This is a genomic window from Streptomyces sp. NRRL S-1813, assembly GCF_000719605.1.
Taxonomy (GTDB): Bacteria; Actinomycetota; Actinomycetes; order Streptomycetales; family Streptomycetaceae; genus Streptomyces; species Streptomyces decoyicus.
This window is the reverse complement of the sequence record NZ_JOHB01000004.1, coordinates 1-23,402: the sequence shown is the minus strand read 5'-3', so window position 1 is coordinate 23,402 and position 23,402 is coordinate 1. Positions and strand designations below refer to the sequence as shown.

At 72.3% G+C, this 23,402-nt stretch carries 20 protein-coding genes and 1 tRNA gene; 14 read left to right on the top strand and 7 right to left on the bottom strand.

From position 1 onward, the window contains the following. The first annotated feature begins 258 nt into the window (after positions 1–258). On the top strand, positions 259–1,020 hold the full coding sequence (locus tag IF67_RS0108785) for a GNAT family N-acetyltransferase (RefSeq protein ID WP_030983806.1): 762 nt from the start codon (positions 259–261) through the stop codon (positions 1,018–1,020). A 104-nt stretch (positions 1,021–1,124) separates the two neighbouring features. On the opposite strand, the gene IF67_RS0108780 is transcribed toward IF67_RS0108785, so the two are convergent. Together IF67_RS0108780 and IF67_RS0108775 are read right to left on the bottom strand one after the other, a co-directional pair. Beyond that, positions 1,125–2,027, bottom strand: a complete 903-nt coding sequence (locus IF67_RS0108780; RefSeq protein ID WP_078889348.1) for a D-alanyl-D-alanine carboxypeptidase family protein — start codon at positions 2,025–2,027, stop codon at positions 1,125–1,127. Positions 2,028–2,234: 207 nt separating this feature from the next. Then, positions 2,235–3,275 (bottom strand): FAD-dependent oxidoreductase, encoded by a 1,041-nt coding sequence (locus tag IF67_RS0108775; RefSeq protein WP_051817813.1) that lies wholly within the window; start codon positions 3,273–3,275, stop codon positions 2,235–2,237. On the opposite strand from IF67_RS0108775, the gene IF67_RS45695 reads away from it, so the two are divergent. Both IF67_RS45695 and IF67_RS0108765 read left to right on the top strand, forming a co-directional pair. Next, on the top strand, positions 3,183–3,521 hold the full coding sequence (locus IF67_RS45695; protein WP_267959183.1) for a TrmH family RNA methyltransferase: 339 nt from the start codon (positions 3,183–3,185) through the stop codon (positions 3,519–3,521). The genes IF67_RS0108775 and IF67_RS45695 overlap by 93 nt on opposite strands. A gap of 207 nt (positions 3,522–3,728) precedes the next feature. Next, complete coding sequence (locus tag IF67_RS0108765; RefSeq protein WP_030983799.1) at positions 3,729–5,738, top strand: FUSC family protein; 2,010 nt, start codon at positions 3,729–3,731, stop codon at positions 5,736–5,738. Here the strand turns inward: IF67_RS0108765 and IF67_RS0108760 are convergent. From IF67_RS0108760 to IF67_RS0108750, 3 genes are all read right to left on the bottom strand, one after another. Beyond that, the gene (locus IF67_RS0108760) at positions 5,720–6,928 is read right to left on the bottom strand and encodes a Cmx/CmrA family chloramphenicol efflux MFS transporter (RefSeq protein WP_037839047.1); all 1,209 of its coding nucleotides are present in this window, start codon (positions 6,926–6,928) and stop codon (positions 5,720–5,722) included. The genes IF67_RS0108765 and IF67_RS0108760 overlap by 19 nt on opposite strands. A gap of 551 nt (positions 6,929–7,479) precedes the next feature. After that, positions 7,480–9,978: a Tex family protein gene (locus tag IF67_RS0108755; protein ID WP_030983795.1), complete on the bottom strand. Its 2,499-nt coding sequence runs from the start codon at positions 9,976–9,978 to the stop codon at positions 7,480–7,482. 203 nt (positions 9,979–10,181) lie between these two features. Beyond that, on the bottom strand, positions 10,182–11,051 hold the full coding sequence (locus IF67_RS0108750; RefSeq protein WP_030983793.1) for an SCO6745 family protein: 870 nt from the start codon (positions 11,049–11,051) through the stop codon (positions 10,182–10,184). A gap of 143 nt (positions 11,052–11,194) precedes the next feature. Here IF67_RS0108750 and IF67_RS0108745 point away from each other — a divergent pair, with 143 nt between their 5' ends. Together IF67_RS0108745 and IF67_RS0108740 are read left to right on the top strand one after the other, a co-directional pair. Beyond that, complete coding sequence (locus IF67_RS0108745; RefSeq protein WP_030983792.1) at positions 11,195–12,166, top strand: GlxA family transcriptional regulator; 972 nt, start codon at positions 11,195–11,197, stop codon at positions 12,164–12,166. Positions 12,167–12,267: 101 nt separating this feature from the next. Then, positions 12,268–12,912: a DJ-1/PfpI family protein gene (locus IF67_RS0108740; RefSeq protein WP_030983790.1), complete on the top strand. Its 645-nt coding sequence runs from the start codon at positions 12,268–12,270 to the stop codon at positions 12,910–12,912. A 36-nt stretch (positions 12,913–12,948) separates the two neighbouring features. On the opposite strand, the gene IF67_RS0108735 is transcribed toward IF67_RS0108740, so the two are convergent. After that, positions 12,949–13,719: an enoyl-CoA hydratase/isomerase family protein gene (locus IF67_RS0108735; RefSeq protein ID WP_030983789.1), complete on the bottom strand. Its 771-nt coding sequence runs from the start codon at positions 13,717–13,719 to the stop codon at positions 12,949–12,951. Between the two features lie 55 nt (positions 13,720–13,774). Between IF67_RS0108735 and IF67_RS0108730 the strand changes: the two genes are divergently transcribed. The 3 genes from IF67_RS0108730 (at position 13,775) to IF67_RS0108720 (ending at position 16,400) form a co-directional block, all read left to right on the top strand. Next, positions 13,775–15,433 (top strand): ABC-F family ATP-binding cassette domain-containing protein, encoded by a 1,659-nt coding sequence (locus tag IF67_RS0108730; protein ID WP_030983788.1) that lies wholly within the window; start codon positions 13,775–13,777, stop codon positions 15,431–15,433. Positions 15,434–15,585: 152 nt separating this feature from the next. After that, positions 15,586–15,659 (top strand) — tRNA-Met (locus tag IF67_RS0108725). A 249-nt stretch (positions 15,660–15,908) separates the two neighbouring features. Continuing rightward, positions 15,909–16,400 carry an ATP-binding protein gene (locus tag IF67_RS0108720; RefSeq protein ID WP_030983785.1) on the top strand — a complete coding sequence of 164 codons (492 nt, stop codon included), beginning with the start codon at positions 15,909–15,911 and terminating at the stop codon, positions 16,398–16,400. On the opposite strand, the gene idi is transcribed toward IF67_RS0108720, so the two are convergent. Next, positions 16,375–16,986, bottom strand: a complete 612-nt coding sequence (idi, locus tag IF67_RS0108715) for an isopentenyl-diphosphate Delta-isomerase (RefSeq protein ID WP_030983783.1) — start codon at positions 16,984–16,986, stop codon at positions 16,375–16,377. The genes IF67_RS0108720 and idi overlap by 26 nt on opposite strands. A gap of 589 nt (positions 16,987–17,575) precedes the next feature. On the opposite strand from idi, the gene IF67_RS0108710 reads away from it, so the two are divergent. From IF67_RS0108710 to IF67_RS0108685, 6 genes are all read left to right on the top strand, one after another. Further along, on the top strand, positions 17,576–19,381 hold the full coding sequence (locus IF67_RS0108710; RefSeq protein ID WP_030983781.1) for a DUF5941 domain-containing protein: 1,806 nt from the start codon (positions 17,576–17,578) through the stop codon (positions 19,379–19,381). Beyond that, positions 19,378–20,115, top strand: a complete 738-nt coding sequence (locus IF67_RS0108705; protein ID WP_030983779.1) for a sugar phosphate nucleotidyltransferase — start codon at positions 19,378–19,380, stop codon at positions 20,113–20,115. Before IF67_RS0108710 ends, IF67_RS0108705 begins: the two co-directional genes overlap by 4 nt. Then, a complete protein-coding gene (locus tag IF67_RS0108700) occupies positions 20,103–21,164 on the top strand; it encodes an iron-containing alcohol dehydrogenase family protein (RefSeq protein ID WP_030078947.1) in 1,062 nt (353 codons plus the stop codon). Before IF67_RS0108705 ends, IF67_RS0108700 begins: the two co-directional genes overlap by 13 nt. Next, positions 21,142–21,921 carry a CDP-alcohol phosphatidyltransferase family protein gene (locus IF67_RS0108695; RefSeq protein WP_078889347.1) on the top strand — a complete coding sequence of 260 codons (780 nt, stop codon included), beginning with the start codon at positions 21,142–21,144 and terminating at the stop codon, positions 21,919–21,921. The genes IF67_RS0108700 and IF67_RS0108695 overlap by 23 nt, the downstream gene beginning before the upstream one ends. Positions 21,922–21,944: 23 nt before the next feature. Further along, a complete protein-coding gene (locus IF67_RS0108690) occupies positions 21,945–22,817 on the top strand; it encodes a glycosyltransferase family 2 protein (protein WP_030983776.1) in 873 nt (290 codons plus the stop codon). A 78-nt stretch (positions 22,818–22,895) separates the two neighbouring features. After that, positions 22,896–23,402: ABC transporter (locus IF67_RS0108685; protein ID WP_030983775.1), on the top strand; the 507-nt coding region annotated here is incomplete at its 3' end.

Here is a 23,402-nt window from a genome sequence, read left to right as displayed (position 1 = left end):
GGGCCCTCTCTGCGCTGGGACGTGGGGTCCGGAGCCTCGCCACGGCGTGGTTCCCGCACCCGGCCGGTGATCGTTCCGGGGTGCGGAAGCGGATTTGCCCCGGGCCGGGGGCGGTATGTCACAGTGGGCCGTCCCGGTCGGCCGGGCGCGCGTATGCGCAGCCGCTGCCGGGCTCCCCCTGTACCCAGATGGACGGATTCCGGTCGCGCGCGTGCGCGTGCCCGGGCTGTTCGCCTCCCCTTGACTTCTCAGAGAGCGATGCAGGCAACGACTCTTCTCCCCCGGACCGCAGACCTGTTCGACCAGGGCCTGGAGCGGCAGGCCGGCGCCGCGCTGCTGCGCTTCGGCGCCGCGCGGCAGCGCCCGGCCGACCGGATCAGCTGGTCGGGCCAGGGCGCCGCCGCCTGGCTCGACGATGTCCGCGGACATCTGTGGTGCGTCGGCGAACCGGATCCCGCCGCCGGGCTCGTGCTGCGCGCCGCGCAGGGCCGGCCCGGGCAGGTGCGGGAGTTCACCGGGCCGCGCGGCACCGTCGGCCAGGTCAGGCGGCACCTGCCGGTGACCGATGTCGTGGAGTGGGTCTTCCGCTGGACGCTGGAGGCACCGCCCCTGCACCCGGTGGAGGAGCGGGTGATCGTCCTCGACGGGTCACACCACGGGGAATTGCTCGACTTCCTCAGCGAGCACAGCCCGGCCCACTCCACCGGACCCGGCTCCAGCGACGTCACCCTGTGGGCCGGGATCCGTGACACGGACGGGCGGCTGGTGGCCTGTGGCGCGCTGAGCAGCCTGCGGGACAGCGGCGCTCCGCTGATGGCGTCGGTCGCGACCGACGCCCGCCAGCGCGGTCAGGGGCTCGGTGCGGCCCTGACCTCGTGGCTGACGCGGTACGCCGTACGCCGGTACGGCTTCTGCACGCTGTGGCAGCTCGCGGACAACACTCCCGCCGAACGGCTCTACGACCGCCTCGGCTACCGCAACGAGGACCCCTGCGTGTCGGCGCGCCTCGCCATGCGCTGACCGGCGGTGCGACGACGGCGGTGACGGCGACGGCGACGCCATGACGAAGGGGCCTGCACGCGGCCGGACGGCTGCGTGCAGGCCCCTCGTGTGTCCCGGTCGGACTACTTCTTGAAGCCGTAGTCCATCAGCTTCTTCGCGTCCGCGGTGCGGTTGGCCACCGAGGAGGAGGCCAGGACCGTGCCGATGACCGTCTTGCTGCCCCGGGTGGCGGCGAAGACCAGGCAGTACTTGGCCTCCGGACCCGAGCCGGTCTTGACGCCGATGGTGCCCGAGTAGCTGCCGAGCAGGGCGTTGGTGTTCTCCCACGACATGTTGCGGTATCCGCCGCTCTTCGTCGTGACCTTCTGCTTGGTCGACTTCGTCTTCACGACCGTACGGAAGGTGGAGTACTTCATCGCACTGCCGGCGAGCTTGGTCAGGTCGCGCGGTGTCGAGTAGTTCGCGCCCTTCCCGATGCCGTCGAACGAGTCGAAGTGCGTGTTCTTCAGGCCGAGGGACTTGGCGGTGGAGTTCATCTTGCCGATGAACGACTTCACGCGCGCGGCCCGGGTGGAGCCGCTGCCGAACTTGTCGGCCAGCGCGTACGCCGCGTCGCAGCCGGACGGGAGCATCAGCCCGTACAGCAGCTGGCGGACGGTGACCTTGTCGCCGACGATCAGCTTGGCCGAGGAGGCCCAGTTGTTGTCGACGATGTAGTCGCTGTACGCCTTCTGGACCGTGACCTTGGAATCCAGGTTGAGGTTCGCCTGCGCCAGCACCACCCGTGCCGTCATGATCTTGGTGGTGGAGCCGGTGGACCTACGGGTGTCCGCGGCCTTGGTGAAGAGGGTCTTGCCCGTGCCGTTGTTCATCACGAAGCCGCCCTGGGCGACGATCGTGGGGGTCTTGGGCGCGGCGGCCTGTGCCGGAGCGGCGAACGCTCCGGCCGTCAGGACGGCTCCCGCGGTGACGGCGGCCGCGGATACGCGGCGAATGCCCCTTTTGCTGATTTTGCCGTTTTTCAAAATGTATACTCCAAATGCCCCTGCTGTGCGGCCATATGGGAATGCCGCTTGCCCATGAGACGCACGAGACCGGTGAAAGGATGTGCGCCTTCAGGCGGCAACTTCATCTCGTTCGCCGTCGATTCACAAGTGCCGGCCGGACGGGTGGAAGACGTCGGTCCGGTCAGGCCCGCCCCGCCGCCCGCCTGTGCGGGGGCTCCGCCGCGGTCATCCGTCGCGGGGTCCGTCACCCTCCCGGAGCGTGCGCACCTTCCGCAGCACCTCGTCCGCGCAGCCCCATGCCACGGTCACCCCCGCACCCCCGTGCCCGTAGTTGTGGACGCACGGCACGCCGCCGGGCAGCCGCTCCACCGCCAGCCGCACCGCCGGGCGGGCCGGTCGCAGCCCCACCTTGTGCGCCAGCACCCGGGCCCGCGCCAGCTCCGGGAAGCGCCGCGCACCGCGCGTCACGATCGCCTCCGCCACCGCCGGATCGGGCTCCCGCGACCAGGCGTTCTCCCGCGCCGTCCCGCCCAGCACCACGCCGTACGGCTGCGGCAGCACATAGGTCGTCTCCGCCGCACCCGCCCCGGCGGACACATACCACTCCTCGATACCGGGGTTCTCCACGATCACCACCTGCCCCTGGACCGGATGGACGTCCGGATCGGGTACGAGCTCGCGCGCGCCCAGTCCCGAGCAGTTCACGACCACGTCCGCGGCCCGGCCGGCCTCCGGCAGCGACGTGACCTCGCGCCGCTCCACGGTCCCGCCCGCGGCCGTCAACCGCTGCTCCAGGTAACGGAGATGGGCCGGCATGTCCACCAGGGGAGTGCGGGCCCGCCACCCCGACGCGGACCCCGCGGGGAGTTCCTCCGCGCTCGCCCGCCGCAATCCCGGCACCGCGTCGTGCCAGGCGGCCAGATCGTCGTCGGCGCCGTCGCCCGGCTCGTGCCCGGCGCCCCGGCCGCCGGCCGTCGCCTCCGCCATCGTGCCCGTCACCATCCGGGCGCCCGTCTCCTCCGGACGCTGTGCGAGTGCGGCGAGCACACGGAAGGACCGTACGGACCACTGCACCGCCCGGTCGTAAGGCTGAATGCGGTACGGCCAGCACAGCCCACCGGCCACCGCCGATGTCGTGTCGCCCGCCGCGTCCCGGCTCACCACCCGCACCCGGTGCCCGTCCTCCGCCAGCGCGACCGCCGACGTCAGCCCGATCACGCCGCCGCCGACCACGCAAATGTCCACGTCACCTGTGTCGATCGTCATGGCGGGACGCTAACGGGTGGGACGGGGGCTGACGAGGGCGGGAGGGGTGGCGGGAAGAGGGGCGGGGAAGCGGCGGCCAGGGAGCCGACGGTGCTGGTCCTGGGGCATGAGCAGCACGGGATTCCGCCTGAGGCGCTGGACCTGCTGGACGAGGTGGTGGAGATCCCGATGGCCGGGACGGGCGCCAGCCTCAATGTGGCGGTGGCGGGGTCGCTGGTGTTGTACCGGCTTGCGGGGCTGCTGTGAGCCGGGTGCCCGGGGGAGGGTGCGTACCTACGGGCCTACGGGCCTACGGGCCGGAGCCGCCTCCCCGCCATGCGTTCGTGATCTTGCGGTAACCCCGTGGCAGCGGTGCCGACCAGCCCGGACCTTAGGCTGGTAGCAGCACCGTTGGCCGATGCCGCCCCTCGGATCCGCTTTCCGCCGTCCGTACGCCGTTGTCTGAGGAGGCCCATGCTCCGCCCGCCGCGCGCCGTCCCCGCCTGGCTGGCCCACCCCTTCCGCTGGCAGCGACTGCCCGTGCCCTGGGCGGCCGTGGCCCGCGGTGCGCTGTGCGCCGGGCCACTGCTGGGTGCGGGCATCGCGACCGGTCGCCCGGCGGCCGGTGTCCTGACCGGTCTCGGCTCGATGCTGGCGGGGGTCAACGACCGCCCCGGCACCCGGCGCACCGGCATCGTCCATATCGGTCTGCCCGCCCTCGCGACGGCGCTCGGCATGCTGATCGGCGCCACGCTCCAGGCGGCCGACGCGGACTGGTGGATCGTTCCGGCACTGTTCGCCGTCGGCTTCGTCTCCGGCGCGGGCAGCGTGGCCGGGCCGGTGCGCTCCAACGCCGGAATGCAGATGCTGGCCGCCACCATCCTGGGTGCCGGGATGCCGCTGCCCGGGGCGCCGTGGGAGAAGGCGCTCTATGTCCTCGCCGGCTGCCTGTGGCTGCTTCTGCTGCGGCTCGTACTGCGCTCGCCGCGGCCCGCGGGCGGTGCGCTCAGCGGCGAGCGAGCGGCGGTCGCCACGGTCTTCGACGCGCTCGCCGACGCCCTGGGCGCGGCGGGCGGGCCCGGTGCCGAGCCCGCCCGGCGCCGGCTGACCGCCGCGCTCGACCGCGCCGACGAGGCCCTGCGGCTGCGCCGGCTCACCAGCCGGCTGCTGCACCGTCCCGCCCGTACGGAAGAACTCCTGCTGACCGAGCGGTTCGCCGCAGCCACCGCACTGTGCGAGGCCAGCGTGGCGCTGCTGTGGGAGGCCCGCCCGCTGCCGTCCCGCGTGGCGGAGAGTCCGCGGCGGTTCGCCGAAGCCCTGCGCACCGGCCGGTCCCCGGGCCGGCTGTCCGCCCCGGAGACGAGCACGGCCGCGCGCGGCGCCTTCGACCAGGCGTTGCTGGACGCCGTGGTCGCGTTCGCCCGCCAGGAGCCGCTGCCCGCGGCGCAGGAGCTGCCCGTACCGGCCGCTTCCGGCCGCCCGGCCTGGCTGGCCGTGCCCGGGTCCGTGGTCCGTTCGGTGCCCGCTGCCCTCGGCGGGCGGACGCGGCGCGGGCGCAGCCTGTTCGGGCCCGCCGGGCGGGACTACGGCCTGCGGGTCGCCGTCTGCATCGCGGCCAGCGCCGCCGTGGCCCTGCTGCTGCGCCCGGAACACTGGTACTGGCTCCCGGCGACCACCACCTTCCTCGTCAAGCCGGACCTGGGCCCGCTCTTCTCCCGTACCGTCAACCGCTTCGCGGGGACCGTCGCCGGCGTGCTGGTCTTCGCCGGGGCGGGCCTGCTGCTGACGGGTTCGTGGTGGCCCGCGCTGGTGGCGGGCGCGGGCGGTGCGCTGCTGCCGTTCGCCACGCGCCACTTCGCGCTCCAGACCGTCGCGATCACCCTCATGGTGCTCTCGTTCGTGCACGTCAGCGGCGACCCGGGGGCCGCCGCCGAGCGGATCGTCGACACCTCCATCGCCTGCGGCATCGTGCTCGTCGTCGGACATCTGCCCCGGCTCGCCGACCCGCGCCGCAGGGTCGGCCATCGGGTCACCTCGGCGCTGCGCAGCACCGAGGACTTCCTCCGGCACGTCCTGGAGCCGGAACCGGGCACCGACCCCACCCGGCGGCTGGCGCTGCGCCGCGCCGCCTACCGGGCGCTGGGGGAGGCCAGGGCGGCAGCGGAGACCGCCGCCGCCGAACTCCTCGCCGCCCGCGACCGCAACCCCGACTGGCTGACCGTCGTCACCGCGGCCGAACGCATCGTGGATGCCGCGACCGCCTGCGCGGTACGCCTGGACCACGGCGCCCACCGCCCGAGCGTGGCCGAGGCCGAGCGGCTGTGCCAGGCACTGTCCGCGATGGCCGACGCCCTGGAGGACCCGGTCCGCCGGCCCGACGCCGGTCTGCCGGGCCCCGATCTGCTGCCGGTTCCGGACTGCGCCACGCTCACGGATGTCGCGACGGAGCTGGAGCGCATTCGTGGCTATGCGGGGGCGTCCTGAGCCGAGGGTGCGCCGTGCCGCACCGTCCGGCGCCGCGCTCCGTGGGCCACACCCGCGAGGGCGAGTGCGAGGGCCGTCAGCAGGGCGCTCACCCACAGCGGCGAGCGGAAGCCGAGCCCGGCCGTGAGCGCGGCGCCGCCGCACCAAGGGCCGATCGCCGCGCCCACGTTGAGCGCCGCCGTGGCGAACCCGCCGCCCAGGGTCGGCGCCCCGTTCGCCGCATAGAGCACCTGTGAGACGAGGGTGGATCCGACGGCGAACGACAGAGCTCCCTGGACGAAGACCAGCACCAGCGCGGCCACCGGGTTCCCGGCGGTGAGCGCGAGGACGGTCCAGCCGAGGAGCAGGGCCGCTCCGCCGGCCACCAGGAGGGGGACCGCACGGGTGTCGGCGAGGCGGCCGCCGAGGCCGACCCCGACGAACGAACCCAGGCCGAAGAGAGCCAGCACGGCGGGCACCCAACCGGTCCCGATGCCGGTGACGTCGGTGACCAGCGGCGCGAGATAGGTGAAGGCGCAGAACGTCGCCCCGTTCACCAGGGCGCCCAGCAGCAGGGTCACCACGAGCCGGGGGCTGCGCAGGGCGCGCAGCTCGCCGCGTACGCCGGGGCCGGGGCCGGGGCCGGCGTACGCGGGCTGCCCGGCGCGGTCGGCCGGTACGGACCGCAGGATCCCGAGAACGGCAGGCAGCGACATCAGCGCCACCGCCCAGAAGGCCGAGCGCCAGCCCCACAGTTCACCGAGCAGCGCACCGGCGGGCACACCCGCGACACACGCCATGGTGGTGCCGCCGAGCAGGACGGACGTGGCGCGTCCCTTGGCATCGGGCGCGACCATGGCGGTCGCGGTCGCCAGGGCCACCGCCAGAAACCCGGCGTTGGCCAGCGCCGCGACGAACCGGGTGGCCAGCAGGACCCCGTAGTGGGTGGTGACCGCTCCGAGGACATGGACGAGCAGGAACGCGACCAGGAAGGCCAACAGCGCGCGACGCCGTGACCAGCGCATGCTCAGCATCGCCAGCAGCGGCGCGCCGATGACCATGCCCACGGCGAAGGCCGAGGTCAGCGAGCCCGCGGCCGAGAGAGAAATATGCAGATCACGGGCGATGTCCGGGAGGAGACCGGACAGCATGAACTCGGAGGTGCCTTGGGCGAACACCGCGAGTCCGAGCAGATGGAGAACGAATGGCACAGCACAACTCCGCAACCACAGGGGAACCGTAAAGGTGCGGCGGCAGACGCAGCGGTACCCGTGACGAGGCGGAGAGAAAGACCGTCCGGCCGGGCACGCGCGGCCACCGCGCGAGACGACCTGGGGCATCGCCGGGGCAACGCGCACAACAGGTCGGAACTGGCCCGTACTACGGCGATCCGGTGGCAGGGAGGGCACGGCCGAGCGAGGACGCGGCAACGAGGCGGCGCGGACGCGGGGCGGGGTGCGGGGCCACCGGACGACCGGTGGCTAGCGTCTTGATGCCTCGGGGCTGGACATACGGGCAGGGTATGCGAGCCGTGCAGACCCCGTCCAAGGAATTCGGCGACGGCGGAGCGGGACCAGCCGCCCGAGGGCACCCGATGGCAGCTGCGTCCCCGGGGGCCTGAGGGGCACGAGGTTCACGACGGCAGTCGTGGACGACGTGCGGCGCAGGCCGAGCCGGGTGTGTCCCGGTCTGCCTGCGCCGCATCGATCACTTCAGCGGCGGCGGGGTCCGGCCCGCTGCCGCCCGCCGCTGCCGTGGTCCGTCAGCGGCCGCCGCGCTCCTTGCCCAGGAGCCCGGCCCGCCGCAGGGCGTCCGCCATCGCGTCGTTGGCCGGCCCGGCGTCGCGGCGGCCCTGGCGGTCACCGCCGCGCTGCCCGCCGCCGCCCTGCCGCGGCCGCGGCGCACCGCCCCGGCCGCCCTCACGCGGCCCACGGCCGCCACCGGCACCGCTGCCGCTCGCACCGCCACGGCGCTCACCGCCGCCCGCACCGCCACGGCGCTCACCGCCGCCCGCACCGCCATGGCGCTCACCGCCGCCCGTCGTCGCGCCCTTGCCGTGCTCGTCGTCCAGCCGCAGCGTCAGCGAGATCCGCTTGCGCGGAATGTCGACATCGAGCACCTTGACCCGCACGATGTCGCCCGGCTTCACCACATCCCGCGGGTCCTTGACGAAGGTCTTCGACATCGCCGAGACGTGTACCAGACCGTCCTGATGGACACCCACGTCCACGAACGCCCCGAAGGCGGCGACATTGGTCACCACGCCCTCCAGGAGCATCCCCGGCTCCAGATCGCCGATCTTCTCCACGCCCTCCTTGAAGGTCGCGGTCTTGAAGACCGGACGCGGGTCGCGGCCCGGCTTCTCCAGCTCCTGGAGAATGTCGCTGACCGTCGGCAGACCGAAGGAGTCGTCGACGAAGTCCGCGGCCTTCAGGGTGCGCAGCACCGTCGGGTTGCCGATCAGCGAACCGACCTCGGTGTCCGCGGACTTCACCATCCGGCGCACCACCGGGTAGGCCTCCGGATGCACGCTGGAGGCGTCCAGCGGGTCGTCCCCGCCCCGGATCCGCAGGAAGCCCGCGCACTGCTCGTACGCCTTCGGGCCGAGCCGCGCCACGTCCTTGAGGGCCTTGCGGGAGCGGAACGGGCCGTTGCCGTCCCGGTGCGCCACGATGTTCTCGGCGAGGCCGGAGCCGATGCCCGACACCCGTGAAAGCAGCGGCGCGGACGCGGTGTTGACGTCCACACCGACACCGTTCACACAGTCCTCGACCACCGCGTCCAGCGAGCGCGACAGCTTCACCTCGGACAGGTCGTGCTGGTACTGCCCGACGCCGATCGACTTCGGGTCGATCTTGACCAGCTCGGCCAGCGGGTCCTGGAGCCGGCGGGCGATGGATACCGCGCCACGCAGCGAGACATCCAGCTCGGGCAGCTCCTGCGAGGCGAACGCGGAGGCGGAGTACACCGAGGCGCCGGCCTCGGACACCATCACCTTCGTGAGCTTCAGCTCCGGCTGGGCGGCGATCAGTTCGGCCGCCAGCTTGTCGGTCTCGCGGGAGGCGGTGCCGTTGCCGATCGCGATCAGCTCGACGTCGTGCTCGCGGGCCAGCTTCGCCAGCGTGGCCAGTGAGGCGTCCCACTTCTGCTGCGGTACATGGGGGTAGATGGTCTCCGTGGCGGCCACCTTGCCGGTCGCGTCCACCACGGCGACCTTCACTCCCGTACGGAAACCGGGGTCCAGGCCCATCGTGGCGCGCGTACCGGCGGGCGCCGCGAGCAGCAGATCGCGCAGGTTCGACGCGAAGACGCGCACCGCCTCGTCCTCGGCGGCCTGCCGCAGCCGCAGCCGCAGATCGATACCGAGGTGCACCTGCACCCGGGTGCGCCAGGCCCAGCGGACGGTGTCCTGGAGCCACTTGTCGCCGGGCCGGCCCCGGTCGGCGATGTCGAAGCGGTGCGCGATGGACCGCTCGTACGAGCTGGGGCCCTCGGTGGCGGCCGACGGGTCCTCCGGCTCCAGGGCGAGATCGAGGACCTCCTCCTTCTCGCCGCGGAACATCGCCAGCACCCGGTGCGAGGGCAGTTCGGTGAACGGCTCGGCGAAGTCGAAGTAGTCGGCGAACTTCGCGCCGGCCTCCTCCTTGCCCTCGCGCACCTTCGCCGCGACCCGCCCGCGCGACCACATGCGTTCGCGCAGCTCGCCGATCAGGTCGGCGTCCTCGCTGAACCGCTCGGTCAGGATGGCCCGCGCGCCCTCCAGGGCGGCGGCCGGATCGGCGACGCCCTTGCCGTCGTCCACGAACGCCGCGGCGGCCGCGGCCGGCTCCACCGACGGATCGCTCAGCAGCCCGTCGGCGAGCGGCTCCAGCCCCGCCTCCCGCGCGATCTGTGCCTTGGTGCGCCTCTTGGGCTTGAACGGGAGGTAGATGTCCTCCAGCCGCGCCTTGGACTCGGCGCCGCGGATCTGCGCCTCCAAGGCTGCGTCCAGCTTGCCCTGGGACCGTACGGACTCCAGGATCGCGGTCCGCCGCTCCTCCAGTTCCCGCAGATAGCGCACCCGTTCCTCGAGCGAGCGCAGCTGCGCATCGTCGAGCATCTCGGTGGCTTCCTTGCGGTAGCGCGCGATGAACGGGACGGTCGAACCGCCGTCGAGCAGTTCGACCGCGGCCTTCACCTGCCGCTCCTTGACGCCGAGTTCCCCGGCGATCCTCGCTTCGATGGTCCCGAGGGCCCCGATGGACTCAGTGGATGCCGTCACGTTGATCCTGCCCCGCCTTCCAGCGCTTGCTTGAGCCTGCATTGTGCCGGGTGGCGGGCCGGACTGTCGCGCCGCCCAGCCGCCCGGGGTGTCCGCGAAGCCCCCGTGTCCGCCCGGAGGCCGAAAAGGGACATCGCGGCCGTCCGGCTCCGGGGCGCGGGACGGCGCGTCCGCACCCCGGGGCCCTGAGGCCGGTGGGCGCTCTACTTGCCGAACAGCACCGCGGGAAACGCCCCGGCGTCCATGGCGGTGGTGGTGAAGCCGGTCGCCAGCTCGGTGAGCCGGGCCACGCCCTCGGCGCCCAGGTGCTCGTAGGGGGCCCGGTCCAGCCGGTCGGTCGTGCGCTCCAGCTCCTTGCGCAGCAGGACTCCGGCCTCGGTCAGCTCGCCCTCGGCGTCCAGGAGTCCACGGGACCGCAGCCGTTCCTGCGCGTCCTGCCAGTCCTCCTCCGACCAGCCGCGGGTCGCCATGACGCCCTTGTGGCTCATCCCCCGGCCGCTGGCGGTGTGGGTGACCAGCGCCTCCAGGCCGTCCAGTTCGGCGTCCAGCAGCGCTATCAGGTGGCCGTCGCCACGGTGTTCGCGCAGCAGCGTCGCGGCATGCCAGTAGGCCAGGTGCGGGGCGTCCGGCACCGGCAAATCGGCGTGCGCGGCGTACAGCGGCCGGGCCCGGCGGGTGCAGGCCTCGACGGCGCGCAGCGCCAGCTTCGCCGCCTCCGCCATCTCCGGGGACTCGAGGGCCTCCGCGCCGAGCAGCCGGCGCAGCGTGGCGTCCGCGGCGCGCAGCCGGGCATCCAGCACGTCCTGCGGTGTGGTGACGGTCCAGACCTGCGGGACGTGCTGGGCGACGAGCTCGTGCTTGAAGTTGTAGAAGGTGGCCGTGATGGTGCCGGGGCCCACGGCACCCATGGCCGCGCCCCGGCAGGCGAAGTAGCCGGCGCTGCGGTTCTCGATGCCGAGCCCGGCCATCTCCGCGGGCAGCTCCGGCGCGAAGTAGTGCGTGGAGTGGAAGGGGTTGATGACGTTGTGGCAGGTACGCCCGGCCTGCTCGGGCAGTGCGCTGGAAGAGGTCATACCGGCAGGGTACCGACCCGTCGGTATGGAGGTGGCTCCAGGGGCCCGGACGGCAGCCGTACGGAGGCGGCCGCCTCCCGACGGCAGGAAAGGTGGGTTTTCCGTCATTGCCGCCATCGGTGCCGCTGACCAGGATGGACGGTATGGAACAGCGCGATGTGCTCGTCGTTCTCTTCGACGGTGTGCAGGCCCTCGACGTCTGCGGACCGGTCGACGTCTTCAACGGGGCGTCCCAAGGGGTACCGGGCGCCTACCGGATCCGCACCGCCGGTCTCGACGGTGCACCGGTCCGCACCACCAGCGGACTGACGCTCGTCCCCGACCTCACGCTCGCCGCAGCCGAGGCTCCGCACACCCTGCTGGTGCCCGGTGGCCAGGGCACCCGTACCCCCGACCCCCGGCTGATCGACTGGCTGCGCGGCAACGCGCACCGCGCCCGGCGGAAGGTCTCGGTGTGCAGCGGAGCGCTGCTGCTGGCCGAGGCCGGGCTGCTGGACGGCCGCCGCGCGACGACCCACTGGATGCTCTGCGACACCCTCGCCGAGCGGTTCCCCGCGGTGCACGTGGAACCCGAGCCGATCTATGTACGGGACGGCGATCTGGCCACCTCCGCGGGCGTGACGGCCGGTATCGACCTTGCGCTGGCCCTGGTGGAGGAGGACCTCGGCCGGGACCTCGCGCTGACCATCGCCCGGCATCTGGTCGTCTTTCTGCGGCGTCCGGGCGATCAGACCCAGTTCAGCGCCCAGCTCGCCGCACAGACCGCACAGCGCAGGCCGCTGCGCGACGTACAGCAGTGGATCACCGAGAACCCGGCGGCGGACCTCTGCGTCGACGCCCTCGCGGAGCGCGCGAGCCTCTCCCCGCGGCACTTCGCCCGGGCGTTCCGCGACGAGGTGGGCATGACACCGGGGCGCTATGTCGACCGGGTACGCCTGGAGGCCGCCCGCCGGCATCTGGAGGACACCGTCGACGGCATCGAGCAGGTGGCGCGCCGCTGCGGCTACGGCACCCCCGAGGCGATGCGCCGCGCCTTCCTCCGCGCGCTGGGCGCCTCCCCGGCCGAGTACCGCCGCCGCTTCCAGCCGGCCCGACCGCCCGTGCCCACAGCCTGAACCGCGCCGGCCGCCACGGCCCCACCAGGCCGCCAGGACCCCACTACGCCGGCACCGCTCATCCACCGTGCCGGCATCACTCCCGACCGACAGGAACCGATATGCAGCTCGCGATCCTCCTCTACGACCGCTTCACCACGCTGGACGCCGTCGGCCCCTACGACACCCTCAGCCGGCTGCCAGGGGCGGAGGCGGTGTTCGTCGGCGAGCGCACCGGCCCGTACCGCAATGAGCTCGGTTCGCTCGCGCTGGTCGCCGACGCCACCCTGGGCGAGGTCACCGCACCGGACATCCTCGTCGTGCCCGGCGGCCCGGGACAGACGGCACAGATGGCGGACGGCCCGGTGCACGAGTGGATCCGCGCCGTGGACGCCGGCACCACCTGGACCACCTCGGTGTGCACCGGCTCGCTGATCCTGGGCGCCGCGGGCCTCCTCAAGGGGCGCCGGGCGACCTCCCACTGGCTCGCGCTGGACCAGCTCCCCGCGCTGGGGGCCGAGCCGACCGGGGAGCGGGTGGTCGTCGACGGCAAGTACGTCACGGCGGCGGGTGTCTCGTCCGGCATCGACATGGGGCTGACCCTGGCCGGCCGGATCGCCGGGGACACCGTGGCCCAGGCGATCCAGCTCGGCATCGAATACGACCCGCAGCCGCCTTACGACGCGGGCTCCCCGGACAAGGCGCCGGCCGAGGTCACCGCGTTGCTGCGGGAGCGCGGCCGGTTCCTGCTGGAAGGGGAGGAGTGAGAAGCCGGCCCATGGGCTCCTGACAGGACCCCGCTGTCAGCCCGTGGGCCAGGTGAAGCGCGGCGCCCTGCGCTCCAGGAAGGCGGTGGCACCCTCCGCGGTGTCGCCGCTCGTGCGCGCCTGTGCGGCCCAGAAGGCGCCGCGCTCCTCGGCCTCGGCCGGCGGCACGTCCCAGGTCCCGTTGGCCAGCTCCTTCGCCGCGGTCTGCGTCAGCAGCGACCGGCTCGCCAGTACGGCCGAGAACTCCGTCACGCGCTTGTCCAGCTCGCCCGCGGCCAGCACCTCGTCCACCAGGCCCGTACGCAGCGCCCTCGCACAGTCGATCAACTCACCGGAGAACAACAGGTACTTGGCGGCCGACAGTCCCACCAGCCGGACCAGCCGCCGGGTGGCGGACGCCGGATAGGCGACCGCCAGCTTGGCGGGCGTCACCCCGAACAGCGCACCCTCCTCCGCGAACCGCAGATCGCAGGCGGCCGCCAACTGGGCGCCGCCGCCCACGCAGTAGCCGCGTATCGCCGCCAGCGTCGGCCCGGGGAACGCCGCCAGCGCCTCCTCGGCCGCCACCGCCAGGCCCTGCGACTCACCCGCCGCCTCCCGCAGCGATCCGATGTCCGCGCCCGCGCAGAAGGTCCCGCCCTCGCCGGTCAGCACCAGTGACCGGACGGAGCGGTCGGCCGCCAGCCGCTCCAGCAGCGGCGGCAGATCCCGCCACATCTGCACGGTCATCGCGTTCCGCTTGCCGGTATTGCTGATGGTGACGGTGGCTGTGCCGTCGCTGACATGCGTCTTCAGACCGGGTTCCATGCTCCGGATATTAGAGCGACCGCGACGGACCGGGCCGGATACGATCGGCGGCCTGATGTCAGCAACTCTCGTCGCCAAAGACCTCGCCGCCGGCCACGGCGAGCGCGTCCTGTTCTCCGGTCTCGATCTGGTCGTCGCCCCCGGCGACGTGGTCGGCCTCGTCGGCGCCAACGGTGCGGGCAAGTCCACGCTGCTGCGCCTGCTGGCCGGCCTGGACACCCCGGAGGACGGCAAGCTCTCGCTCAGCCCGCCCACCGCCACCGTCGGCCACCTCCCGCAGGAGCCCGACCGCCGCCCGGGCGAGACCGTACGGGCCTTCTTCGCCCGTCGTACGGGCGTGACCGACGCCCAGCTCGCCCTGGACACCGCCACCCAGGCGCTGGTCGACGAGCGGCCCGGCGCGGACGACGCCTACGCCACGGCGCTGGAGCGCTGGCTCGCGCTGGGCGCGGCCGACCTGGACGAGCGCGCCGAGGAGACCGCCGAGCAGCTCGGCCTGTCCGTCGGCCTCGACCAGCCGATGACGACGCTCTCCGGCGGTCAGGCGGCCCGTGCCTCGCTCGCCTCGCTGCTGCTCTCCCGTTACGACATCTTCCTGCTGGACGAGCCCACCAACGACCTCGACCTGGACGGCCTGCACCGCCTGGAGTCCTTCGTCACGGGGCTGCGCGCCGGCACCGTCCTGGTCAGCCACGACCGCGAGTTCCTGACCCGCACGGTCACCCGCGTCGTCGAACTCGACCTCGCCCAGCAGCAGGTCAACACCTACGGCGGCGGCTACACCTCCTACCTGGAGGAGCGCGAGCGGGCCCGGCGTCATGCGCGTGAGCAGTACGAGGAGTACGCGGACACCAAGGCCGGCCTGGAGACCCGGGCACACACCCAGCGCAACTGGATGGAGAAGGGCGTCAAGAACGCCCGCCGCAAGGCTCCCGACAACGACAAGATCGGCCGCAAGGCCCGCGTGGAGGCCACCGAGAAGCAGGCCGCCAAGGCCAAGCAGACCCAGCGCCTGATCGAGCGGCTCGATGTCGTCGAGGAACCGCGCAAGGAGTGGGAGCTGCGGATGGAGATCGCCGCCGCGCCACGGGCCGGCGCGGTCGTGGCCACCCTGCGCGGCGCAGAGGTCCGGCGCGGCGACTTCCGCTTCGGCCCGGTGGACCTCCAGATCGACTGGGCGGACCGGGTCGCCATCACGGGCCCCAACGGCTCCGGCAAGTCGACCCTGCTCGCCGCCCTCCTCGGCCGGCTCCCGCTGGAAACGGGGCATGCGGCCCTGGGCCCCGGCGTGGTCGTCGGCGAGGTCGACCAGGCGCGCGGCCGGCTCTTCGGCGCACACGGCCTGGGCGACGAGCCGCTGATGGACGCCTTCCGGGCCTGTGTCCCCGATCTGCCGCCCGCCGATGTGCGCACCCTGCTGGCGAAGTTCGGGCTGAAGGCGGCGCATGTGCTGCGCCCGGCGCGCACGCTGTCGCCGGGGGAGCGGACCCGTGCCGCGCTGGCGCTCCTCCAGGGACGCGGGGTCAACCTCCTCGTCCTGGACGAGCCCACCAACCACCTCGATCTGCCGGCCATCGAACAGCTGGAGTCCGCACTCGCCTCGTACCCGGGCACCCTGCTGCTGGTGACGCACGACCGCCGGATGCTCGACGCGGTGCACACCACCCGCCGTATCGAGGTCGACGGCGGACGGATCACCGACCGGACGGTGTGAGAACGCCGCGGGAGCGCTGCGCGGACGCGGTGGGAGCGTGGACCGACCGCCGCCCGGCCACCCGCGCACACCGGGGCCGGCGGGCCCGCGGCACCCGTGGTGATTATCGATTTGGTCCTGACGCGGCCGACCCGTAGTGTGGTGTTCACCGACGCGGGGTGGAGCAGCTCGGTAGCTCGCTGGGCTCATAACCCAGAGGTCGCAGGTTCAAATCCTGTCCCCGCTACTGAAGACAGCGCAGCAGGCCCGGTGCCCAGGCACCGGGCCTGCTGCGCTGTGGTCCCGCGGGCGCCGCTGCGATGGCGAGGATCGCGGCGGCCCGGCGGGTAAGTCCGCGAACCACCGATGCAACGAACAGAACCGGTCGCCGGTTCGGTCGAACCATTCGGAATCGGCCATAAAGCGTCGATAGGCGCTGACTTGTGTTCAGCTGGCCGGTCCGGACCAACGCATTCTCAACACTCTTCCTGTGAGGATGCCTTCAGGACCCCCTGCTGAACCCCCCGGAGAGCTGACCTCCCCGCTCGCGTACGAAGGTGTCTGGCGGTTCACCGCCCCGGCACTGGAGGCCTCGGTGCCGCAGGCACGGCACGCGGTCCGGGATCTGCTCGACGAACAGCGTGTGCCCGTGGCCGCCGAGATCATGGACGGCCTGTTGCTCATCGTCTCCGAACTCGTCACCAACGCCGTCCGGCACGCCGCCCTGCTCTCGCCCCAGATCGCCGTCCAGGTCACCATCGGGGCGAACTGGCTACGGGTCGCGGTCGAGGACAACCACCCCTACCGCCCCAAGGCACTGGAGGCGGAGCAGGGTGATGTCGGCGGCCGCGGCCTGTGGCTCGTCAAGACGCTCACCGCGGAGGCGGGCGGCAAATGCGACGTCGAGAACACGAGGAACGGCGGCAAGGCCATCTGGGCCGAGCTGCCGCTCAGCCCGCTCGCTACCAGCCCGCCGACAGTCCTGTGAGCTCGCGCACCGCCGGACGCGCCGCGTCCAGGACGGTCATGAACCACGCGGAGAACGGCGCCTCGGCATGCCGCTCGGCCAGCTCCTGCGGCGTCACGAACGCGATCTCGCCGATCTCCTCGGGATCGGGCGCCGGCTCGGCCCGCACCAGCCCGACGAACAGGTGGTTGTACTCCTGCTCCACAAGGCCGGAGGCCGGGTCGGGATGGTTGTAACGCACGGTGCCCGCCTCGGCCAGCAGGGCGGGTGCCAGGCCCAGCTCCTCGGAGGTGCGCCGGGCCGCGGCCACGAACGGCGCCTCGCCGGGATACGGGTGGCCGCAGCAGGTGTTGGACCACACACCGGGGGAGTGGTACTTCCCCAGTGCCCGGCGCTGGAGCAGCAGCCGCCCCTTCTCGTCGAAGAGGAAGACGGAGAACGCCCGGTGCAGCTGCCCGGGAGGCTGGTGGGCCGCGAGCTTCTCCGCGGTGCCGATCGTCGTACCGTCCTCGTCGACCAGCTCCAGCATGATCGGTTCGGCGGTGCCGCCCGGTGTGCTCACCGCCGGGTCGCCGGCGGTCTGTCCGTTGGCAGGTGTGATCGGCATGCCCATCCTTGTCGTCGGTCTTCGACGCCAAGTCTGCCCTAGCCGGGTCCGCATCACCGGCAGAGTGGGTGCGCGGCGCCACATGCCCGCGCGCTGGTCAGGGAGTGCGCCCGGCCGTGAGATGGTCCACATCCGCTGCCGCGCCCCTGGATCCGGCCTGATCCAAGCGACAGGCCCTGGCCCCCGACGCGGCGAATACCGTACGGCCCGGTGACGGCGCCGGCCGGACCGCGCTCGACCCGCGGACCCGGAATGGCACGCACCACACCTGCCCCGGCACAACCCGCCCGCCCCGTGACCAGCCCTCTCATAACCGGCACCGGAGGTAACACCAGGTCCGCGGGCCAGTTGTTCATGCGCCACCTGATCCACCATGATGATCGCGGCAGGCGCAGCCGGCGGTCACTCGATCGTGCGGTGAATGCGCGGTGAACGGCCGCATCCGGCGATCCGATAGCCTCTGCCGACGTGCCACCCAGCCCTCCGGGCGCCAGGTGTGCCACGCCCGCTGCCCGGGTAGTTCGTATCGAATGTGGATCGATCGCGAACCGTCCGTGCTGCCTTGTCAGCATCCAAGGAGTGAGTTCGTCTGTCGACCGCCATCCTCACCGGTCCGCCGGTCGCCGGGTCGCCGCTCGAAGCCGACCTGCGCACGCTGGGCTTTGACGTCCGCACGGCGAACGATGCCGCAACCGCCGCCGAGCTCCTCGCCGCGGTGCCCGCGCAGGAGCGGGTCGCCGTCGTCGACCCCCGCTTCGTCGGCCATCTGCATGCCCTGCGGCTCGCGCTGACCGACCCCCGCTTCCCCGCCGCGGCCGTGCCGGGCGCGCTCACCGCGCAGCCCGGGGCCCGCGCCGCGCTGGCCCGCGCGTTCGGCAGGATCCCGGTCGGCGCCGGCACCGCCCACCTCACGGATGTCCTCACCGACACCCTCACCGAGTCCCTCGACCGCGAGGAGACCCCTCTCCACCGCGTCGAGCTGGGCAGTCTGGTCGCCACCGTCGCGCTCACCCCGGCGCAGCGCGAGGACGCCCGGGAGGCCGTCGCCGCCGTCGACGACGAGGCCGTACGGCTGCGCACCGCCGTGAAGTCCCGCGACGGGTTCTTCACGACGTACTGCATCAGCCCGTACTCCCGCTACCTCGCCCGCTGGTGCGCGCGCCGCGGGCTCACCCCCAACCAGGTCACCACCGCGTCCCTGCTCACCGCGCTGATCGCGGCCGGCTGCGCGGCCACCGGAACCCGCGGCGGCTTCATCGCCGCCGGCCTCCTGCTGCTGTTCTCCTTCGTCCTGGACTGCACCGACGGGCAGCTCGCCCGCTACTCCCTCCAGTACTCGACGATGGGCGCCTGGCTCGACGCCACCTTCGACCGGGCCAAGGAGTACGCGTACTACGCGGGCCTCGCCCTGGGCGCGGCCCGCGGCGGCGATGACGTCTGGGCGCTGGCGCTCGGCGCGATGGTGCTCCAGACCTGCCGCCATGTCGTCGACTTCTCGTTCAACGAGGCGAATCACGACGCCAGCGCCAACACCAGTCCCACCGCCGCGCTCTCCGACAAGCTCGACAGCGTCGGCTGGACGGTCTGGGTGCGCCGGATGATCGTGCTGCCCATCGGTGAGCGCTGGGCCATGATCGCGGTGCTCACCGCGCTGACCACCCCGCGCATCGTCTTCTACGCCCTGCTCATCGGCTGCGCACTGGCCGCCTGCTACACCACGGCAGGACGGGTGCTGCGCTCGCTGACCCGCCGGGCCCGGCGCACCGACCGCGCCGCCCGGGCACTGGCCGACCTCGCCGACTCCGGGCCGCTCGCCGAACTGATCGCGGGCCGCGCCCGCGGCCGTGGCCGCACCGGTTCCTTCCTGGCGCCCGTCATGGCATTTCTCTCAGCCGCCGTGCTGCTGGTCTGGGTGATTTTCCAGGACGACCCCACGTCCTGGCTCACCGTCGGCGTCGCCGTCTGCTCCGCGCTGCTGGCCGGCGCGGCCGTGGCCCGGCCGCTCAAGGGCGCCCTCGACTGGCTCGTGCCGCCCTTCTTCCGGGCCGGCGAGTACGTCACCATCCTGGTGCTGGCCGCCCGTGCGGACGTCCCCGGAGCGCTGCCCGCGGCGTACGGGCTGATCGCGGCGGTCGCCTACCATCACTACGACACGGTCTACCGCATCCGCGGTGGCACCGGAGCCCCTCCGCGGTGGCTGGTCCGGGCGACCGGCGGACATGAGGGACGGATCCTCGTGATCGCCGTCCTCGCCGCCGCGCTGTCCCCCTCAGGTTTCACAATCGCGCTGACGGCCCTTGCTGTGGTCCTGGCGCTGCTGGTGCTCATCGAGAGCATCCGCTTCTGGGTGTCCTCCCAAGCACCCGCCGTACACGATGAAGGAGAACCCGCATGATCGGCCTCGTGCTGGCTGCCGGCGCCGGACGGCGTCTGCGCCCCTACACCGACACCCTGCCGAAGGCTCTGGTGCCGGTCGACGGGGACACGACCATTCTCGACCTGACCCTCGGCAACTTCGCCGAGATCGGCCTGACCGAGGTCGCGATCATCGTCGGCTACCGCAAGGAAGCCGTCTACGAGCGCAAGGAGGCCCTGGAGCAGAAGTACGGCCTCAAGCTCACCCTCATCGACAACGACAAGGCCGAGGAGTGGAACAACGCCTACTCCCTGTGGTGCGGCCGTGACTCGATCAAGCACACCGTGATCCTCGCCAACGGCGACACCGTGCACCCGGTCTCCGTCGAGAAGACCCTGCTCGCCGCCCGCGGCGACGGCAAGAAGATCATCCTCGCGCTGGACACCGTCAAGCAGCTCGCCGACGAGGAGATGAAGGTCGTCGTGGACCCCGCCAAGGGCGTCCAGAAGATCACGAAGCTGATGGACCCGGCCGAGGCGACCGGTGAGTACATCGGCGTCACCCTCATCGAGGGCGAGGCCGCCGAGGAGCTGGCCGACGCCCTGAAGACCACCTTCGAGCGGGACCCCGACCTCTACTACGAGGACGGCTACCAGGAGCTCGTCAACCGCGGCTTCAAGGTCGACGTGGCCCCGATCGGCGACATCAAGTGGGTTGAGATCGACAACCACGACGACCTCGCGAAGGGCCGTGACATCGCATGCCAGTACTGACCCGCCTCATTCCGTCCCCGGTCGTCGTCGACATCAACGCCGGCGCCCTGGACGACCTGGCGGGCCTGCTGGCCGATCAGCGCATCTCCGCGTCCGGCAAGCTCGCCATCGCGATCAGCGGCGGTTCGGGGGCACGGCTGCGTGAGCGGCTGTCCCCCGCGCTCCCCGGCGCCGAGTGGTACGAGGTCGGCGGCGGCACCCTGGACGAAGCGATCAAGCTGGCCGACGCCATGAAGAAGGGGCACTACGACGCGGTCGTGGGCCTCGGCGGCGGCAAGATCATCGACTGCGCCAAGTTCGCCGCCGCGCGGATCGGGCTGCCGCTGGTCGCCGTGGCGACGAACCTGTCGCACGACGGCCTGTGCTCGCCGGTCGCCACCCTCGACAACGACGCGGGCCGCGGCTCCTACGGTGTGCCGAACCCGATCGCCGTGGTGATCGACCTCGACATCATCCGTGAGGCCCCGGTCCGGTTCGTCCGCTCCGGTATCGGCGACGCGATCTCCAACATCTCCGCGGTCCGGGACTGGGAGCTCTCGCACCGCGAGACCGGCGAGGCGATCGACGGACTGGCCGCCGCCATGGCACGCCAGGCCGGCGAGGCCGTGCTCCGCCACCCCGGCGGGGTCGGCGACGACGCCTTCCTCCAGGTGCTGGCCGAGGGTCTGGTCCTGACCGGCATCTCGATGTCGGTGGCCGGCGACAGCCGTCCGGCGTCCGGCGCCTGCCACGAGATCAACCACGCGCTCGACATCCTCTACCCCAAGCGTGCGGCGAGCCACGGCGAACAGTGCGGCCTCGCCGCGGCGTTCGCCACGCATCTGCGCGGGGACAAGGAGACCCGGGACCTGATGGTCGAGGTGCTGCGCAGGCACGGCCTGCCGGTCACGCCGGGTGAGATCGGCTTCACCGACGAGGAATTCGTCCAGGCCGTCGAGTACGCACCCAAGACCCGCCCCGGGCGCTACACCATCCTGGAGCACCTCGACCTGTCCACCGACCAGATCAGGGACGCTTACGCCGACTATGCACAAGCCATCGGTAGCTGAGCTCCGCCCGGTCGTTCACCCCCCGGGGGTGAAGGACCGGCGGAGCGGCGAGCACTGGGCCGGCCGGCTCTACATGCGCGAGCTCTCCTTGCGCATCGACCGGCACCTGGTGAACACGAAGGTCACGCCCAACCAGCTGACCTACCTGATGACCGTCTTCGGCGTCCTCGCCGCCCCGGCCCTGCTGGTGCCGGGGATCGCGGGCGCCGTCCTCGGCGTGCTGATGGTCCAGCTGTACCTGCTGCTCGACTGCGTCGACGGCGAGGTCGCCCGCTGGAAGAAGCAGTTCTCGCTCGGCGGGGTGTACCTGGACCGCGTCGGCGCCTACCTGTGCGACGCCGCGGTACTGGTCGGCTTCGGCCTGCGCGCCGCCGACCTGTGGGGCTCCGGGCGGATCGACTGGCTGTGGGCCTTCCTCGGCACGCTCGCCGCCCTCGGCGCGATCCTGATCAAGGCCGAGACCGACCTCGTCGGTGTCGCCCGTCACCAGGGCGGGCTGCCGCCGGTGAAGGAGGCGGCGTCCGAGCCGCGCTCGTCCGGAATGGCGCTGGCCCGCAAGGCCGCCGCGGCACTGAAGTTCCACCGGCTCGTCCTCGGGGTCGAGGCGTCCCTGCTGATCCTGGCCCTGGCGGTCCTGGACACGATCAGGGGCGACCTGTTCTTCTCGCGCCTCGGCGTCGCCGTGCTCGCCGGCATCGCGATCGTCCAGACGCTGCTCCACCTCGTGTCCATCCTCGCCTCCAGCAGGCTCAAGTGACGGGGGCCGGTGTGAGTAAGAGCATGCGCCTCGGTGCGGTTGTCCTGACCATGGGCAACCGCCCCGAGGAGCTGCGCGCGCTGCTGGACTCGGTCGCCAAGCAGGAGGGCGACCCGATCGAGATCGCGGTCGTCGGCAACGGTTCGCCGCTGCCCGAGCTCCCCGAGGGCGTACGGACCGTCGAGCTGCCGGAGAACGTCGGCATCCCGGCCGGCCGCAATGTCGGCATCGAGGCGTTCGGTCCCGGCGGCAGCGAGGTCGACGTGCTGCTCTTCCTCGACGACGACGGGCTGCTGGCCAGGGAGGACACCGCCGAGCTGTGCCGGGAGGCGTTCGCCGCGGACCCCGAGCTCGGCATCATCAGCTTCCGGATCGCCGACCCGGACACGGGGGAGACCCAGCGCCGCCACGTCCCGCGGCTGCGGGCCTCGGACCCGATGCGCTCGTCGCGGGTCACCACCTTCCTCGGCGGTGCGAACGCGGCGCGTACCCAGGTCTTCGAGGAGGTCGGCGGGCTGCCCGACGACTTCTTCTACGCGCACGAGGAGACCGATCTGGCCTGGCGTGCGCTGGACGCGGGCTGGCAGATCGACTACCGCTCGGACATGGTCCTCTTCCATCCGACGACGGCACCGGCCCGGCATGCGGTCTACCACCGGATGGTGGCCCGTAACCGTGTGTGGCTGGCCCGGCGCAATCTGCCCGCCCCGCTGGTTCCGGTCTATCTCGGTGTCTGGTTCCTCCTCACCCTCGCCCGTCGGCCGTCGCGACCGGCGCTACGGGCTTGGCTGGGCGGCTTCAAGGAGGGCTGGGTGACCCCGAGCGGTCCCAGGCGCCCCATGAAGTGGGCTACCGTTTGGCGACTGACCCGACTGGGCCGCCCTCCCGTCATCTGACAAGCTCGGATCTGAGAGCATCAGGCGCGAGCCGGGGCGTGGCCCCGGCAGCGCACCTTGAGGACGAAAGTGTCAACTGTGAGCGAGACCACGCACGACAGTGCGGTCGCCATGAGTGCCCCGCCTGCTTCCGACGAAGGGCTCACTCCTGCCCAGCGGGCCCAGAAGTACGGGCTCTCGCAGAGCGGGGCCCGTCCCGGCCTTCCGGAGTACGTCCGGCAGCTGTGGGACCGGCGGCACTTCATCTCCGCCTTTGCCAGTGCCAAGCTGACGGCGCAGTACAGCCAGGCCAAGCTGGGACAGGTCTGGCAGGTGGCGACGCCGCTGCTGAACGCGCTCGTGTACTACCTCATCTTCGGGAAGCTGATCGGGACGAGCAGGGGCATCCCGGACTTCGTGCCGTTCCTGGTGACCGGTGTCTTCATCTTCACCTTCACGCAGAGCTCGGTGATGGCCGGCACCCGGGCGATCTCGGGCAATCTCGGGCTGGTGCGGGCGCTGCACTTCCCGCGCGCCTGCCTGCCCATCTCGTTCTGCCTGATGCAGCTCCAGCAGCTGCTGTTCTCGATGGGTGTGCTGGTGGTG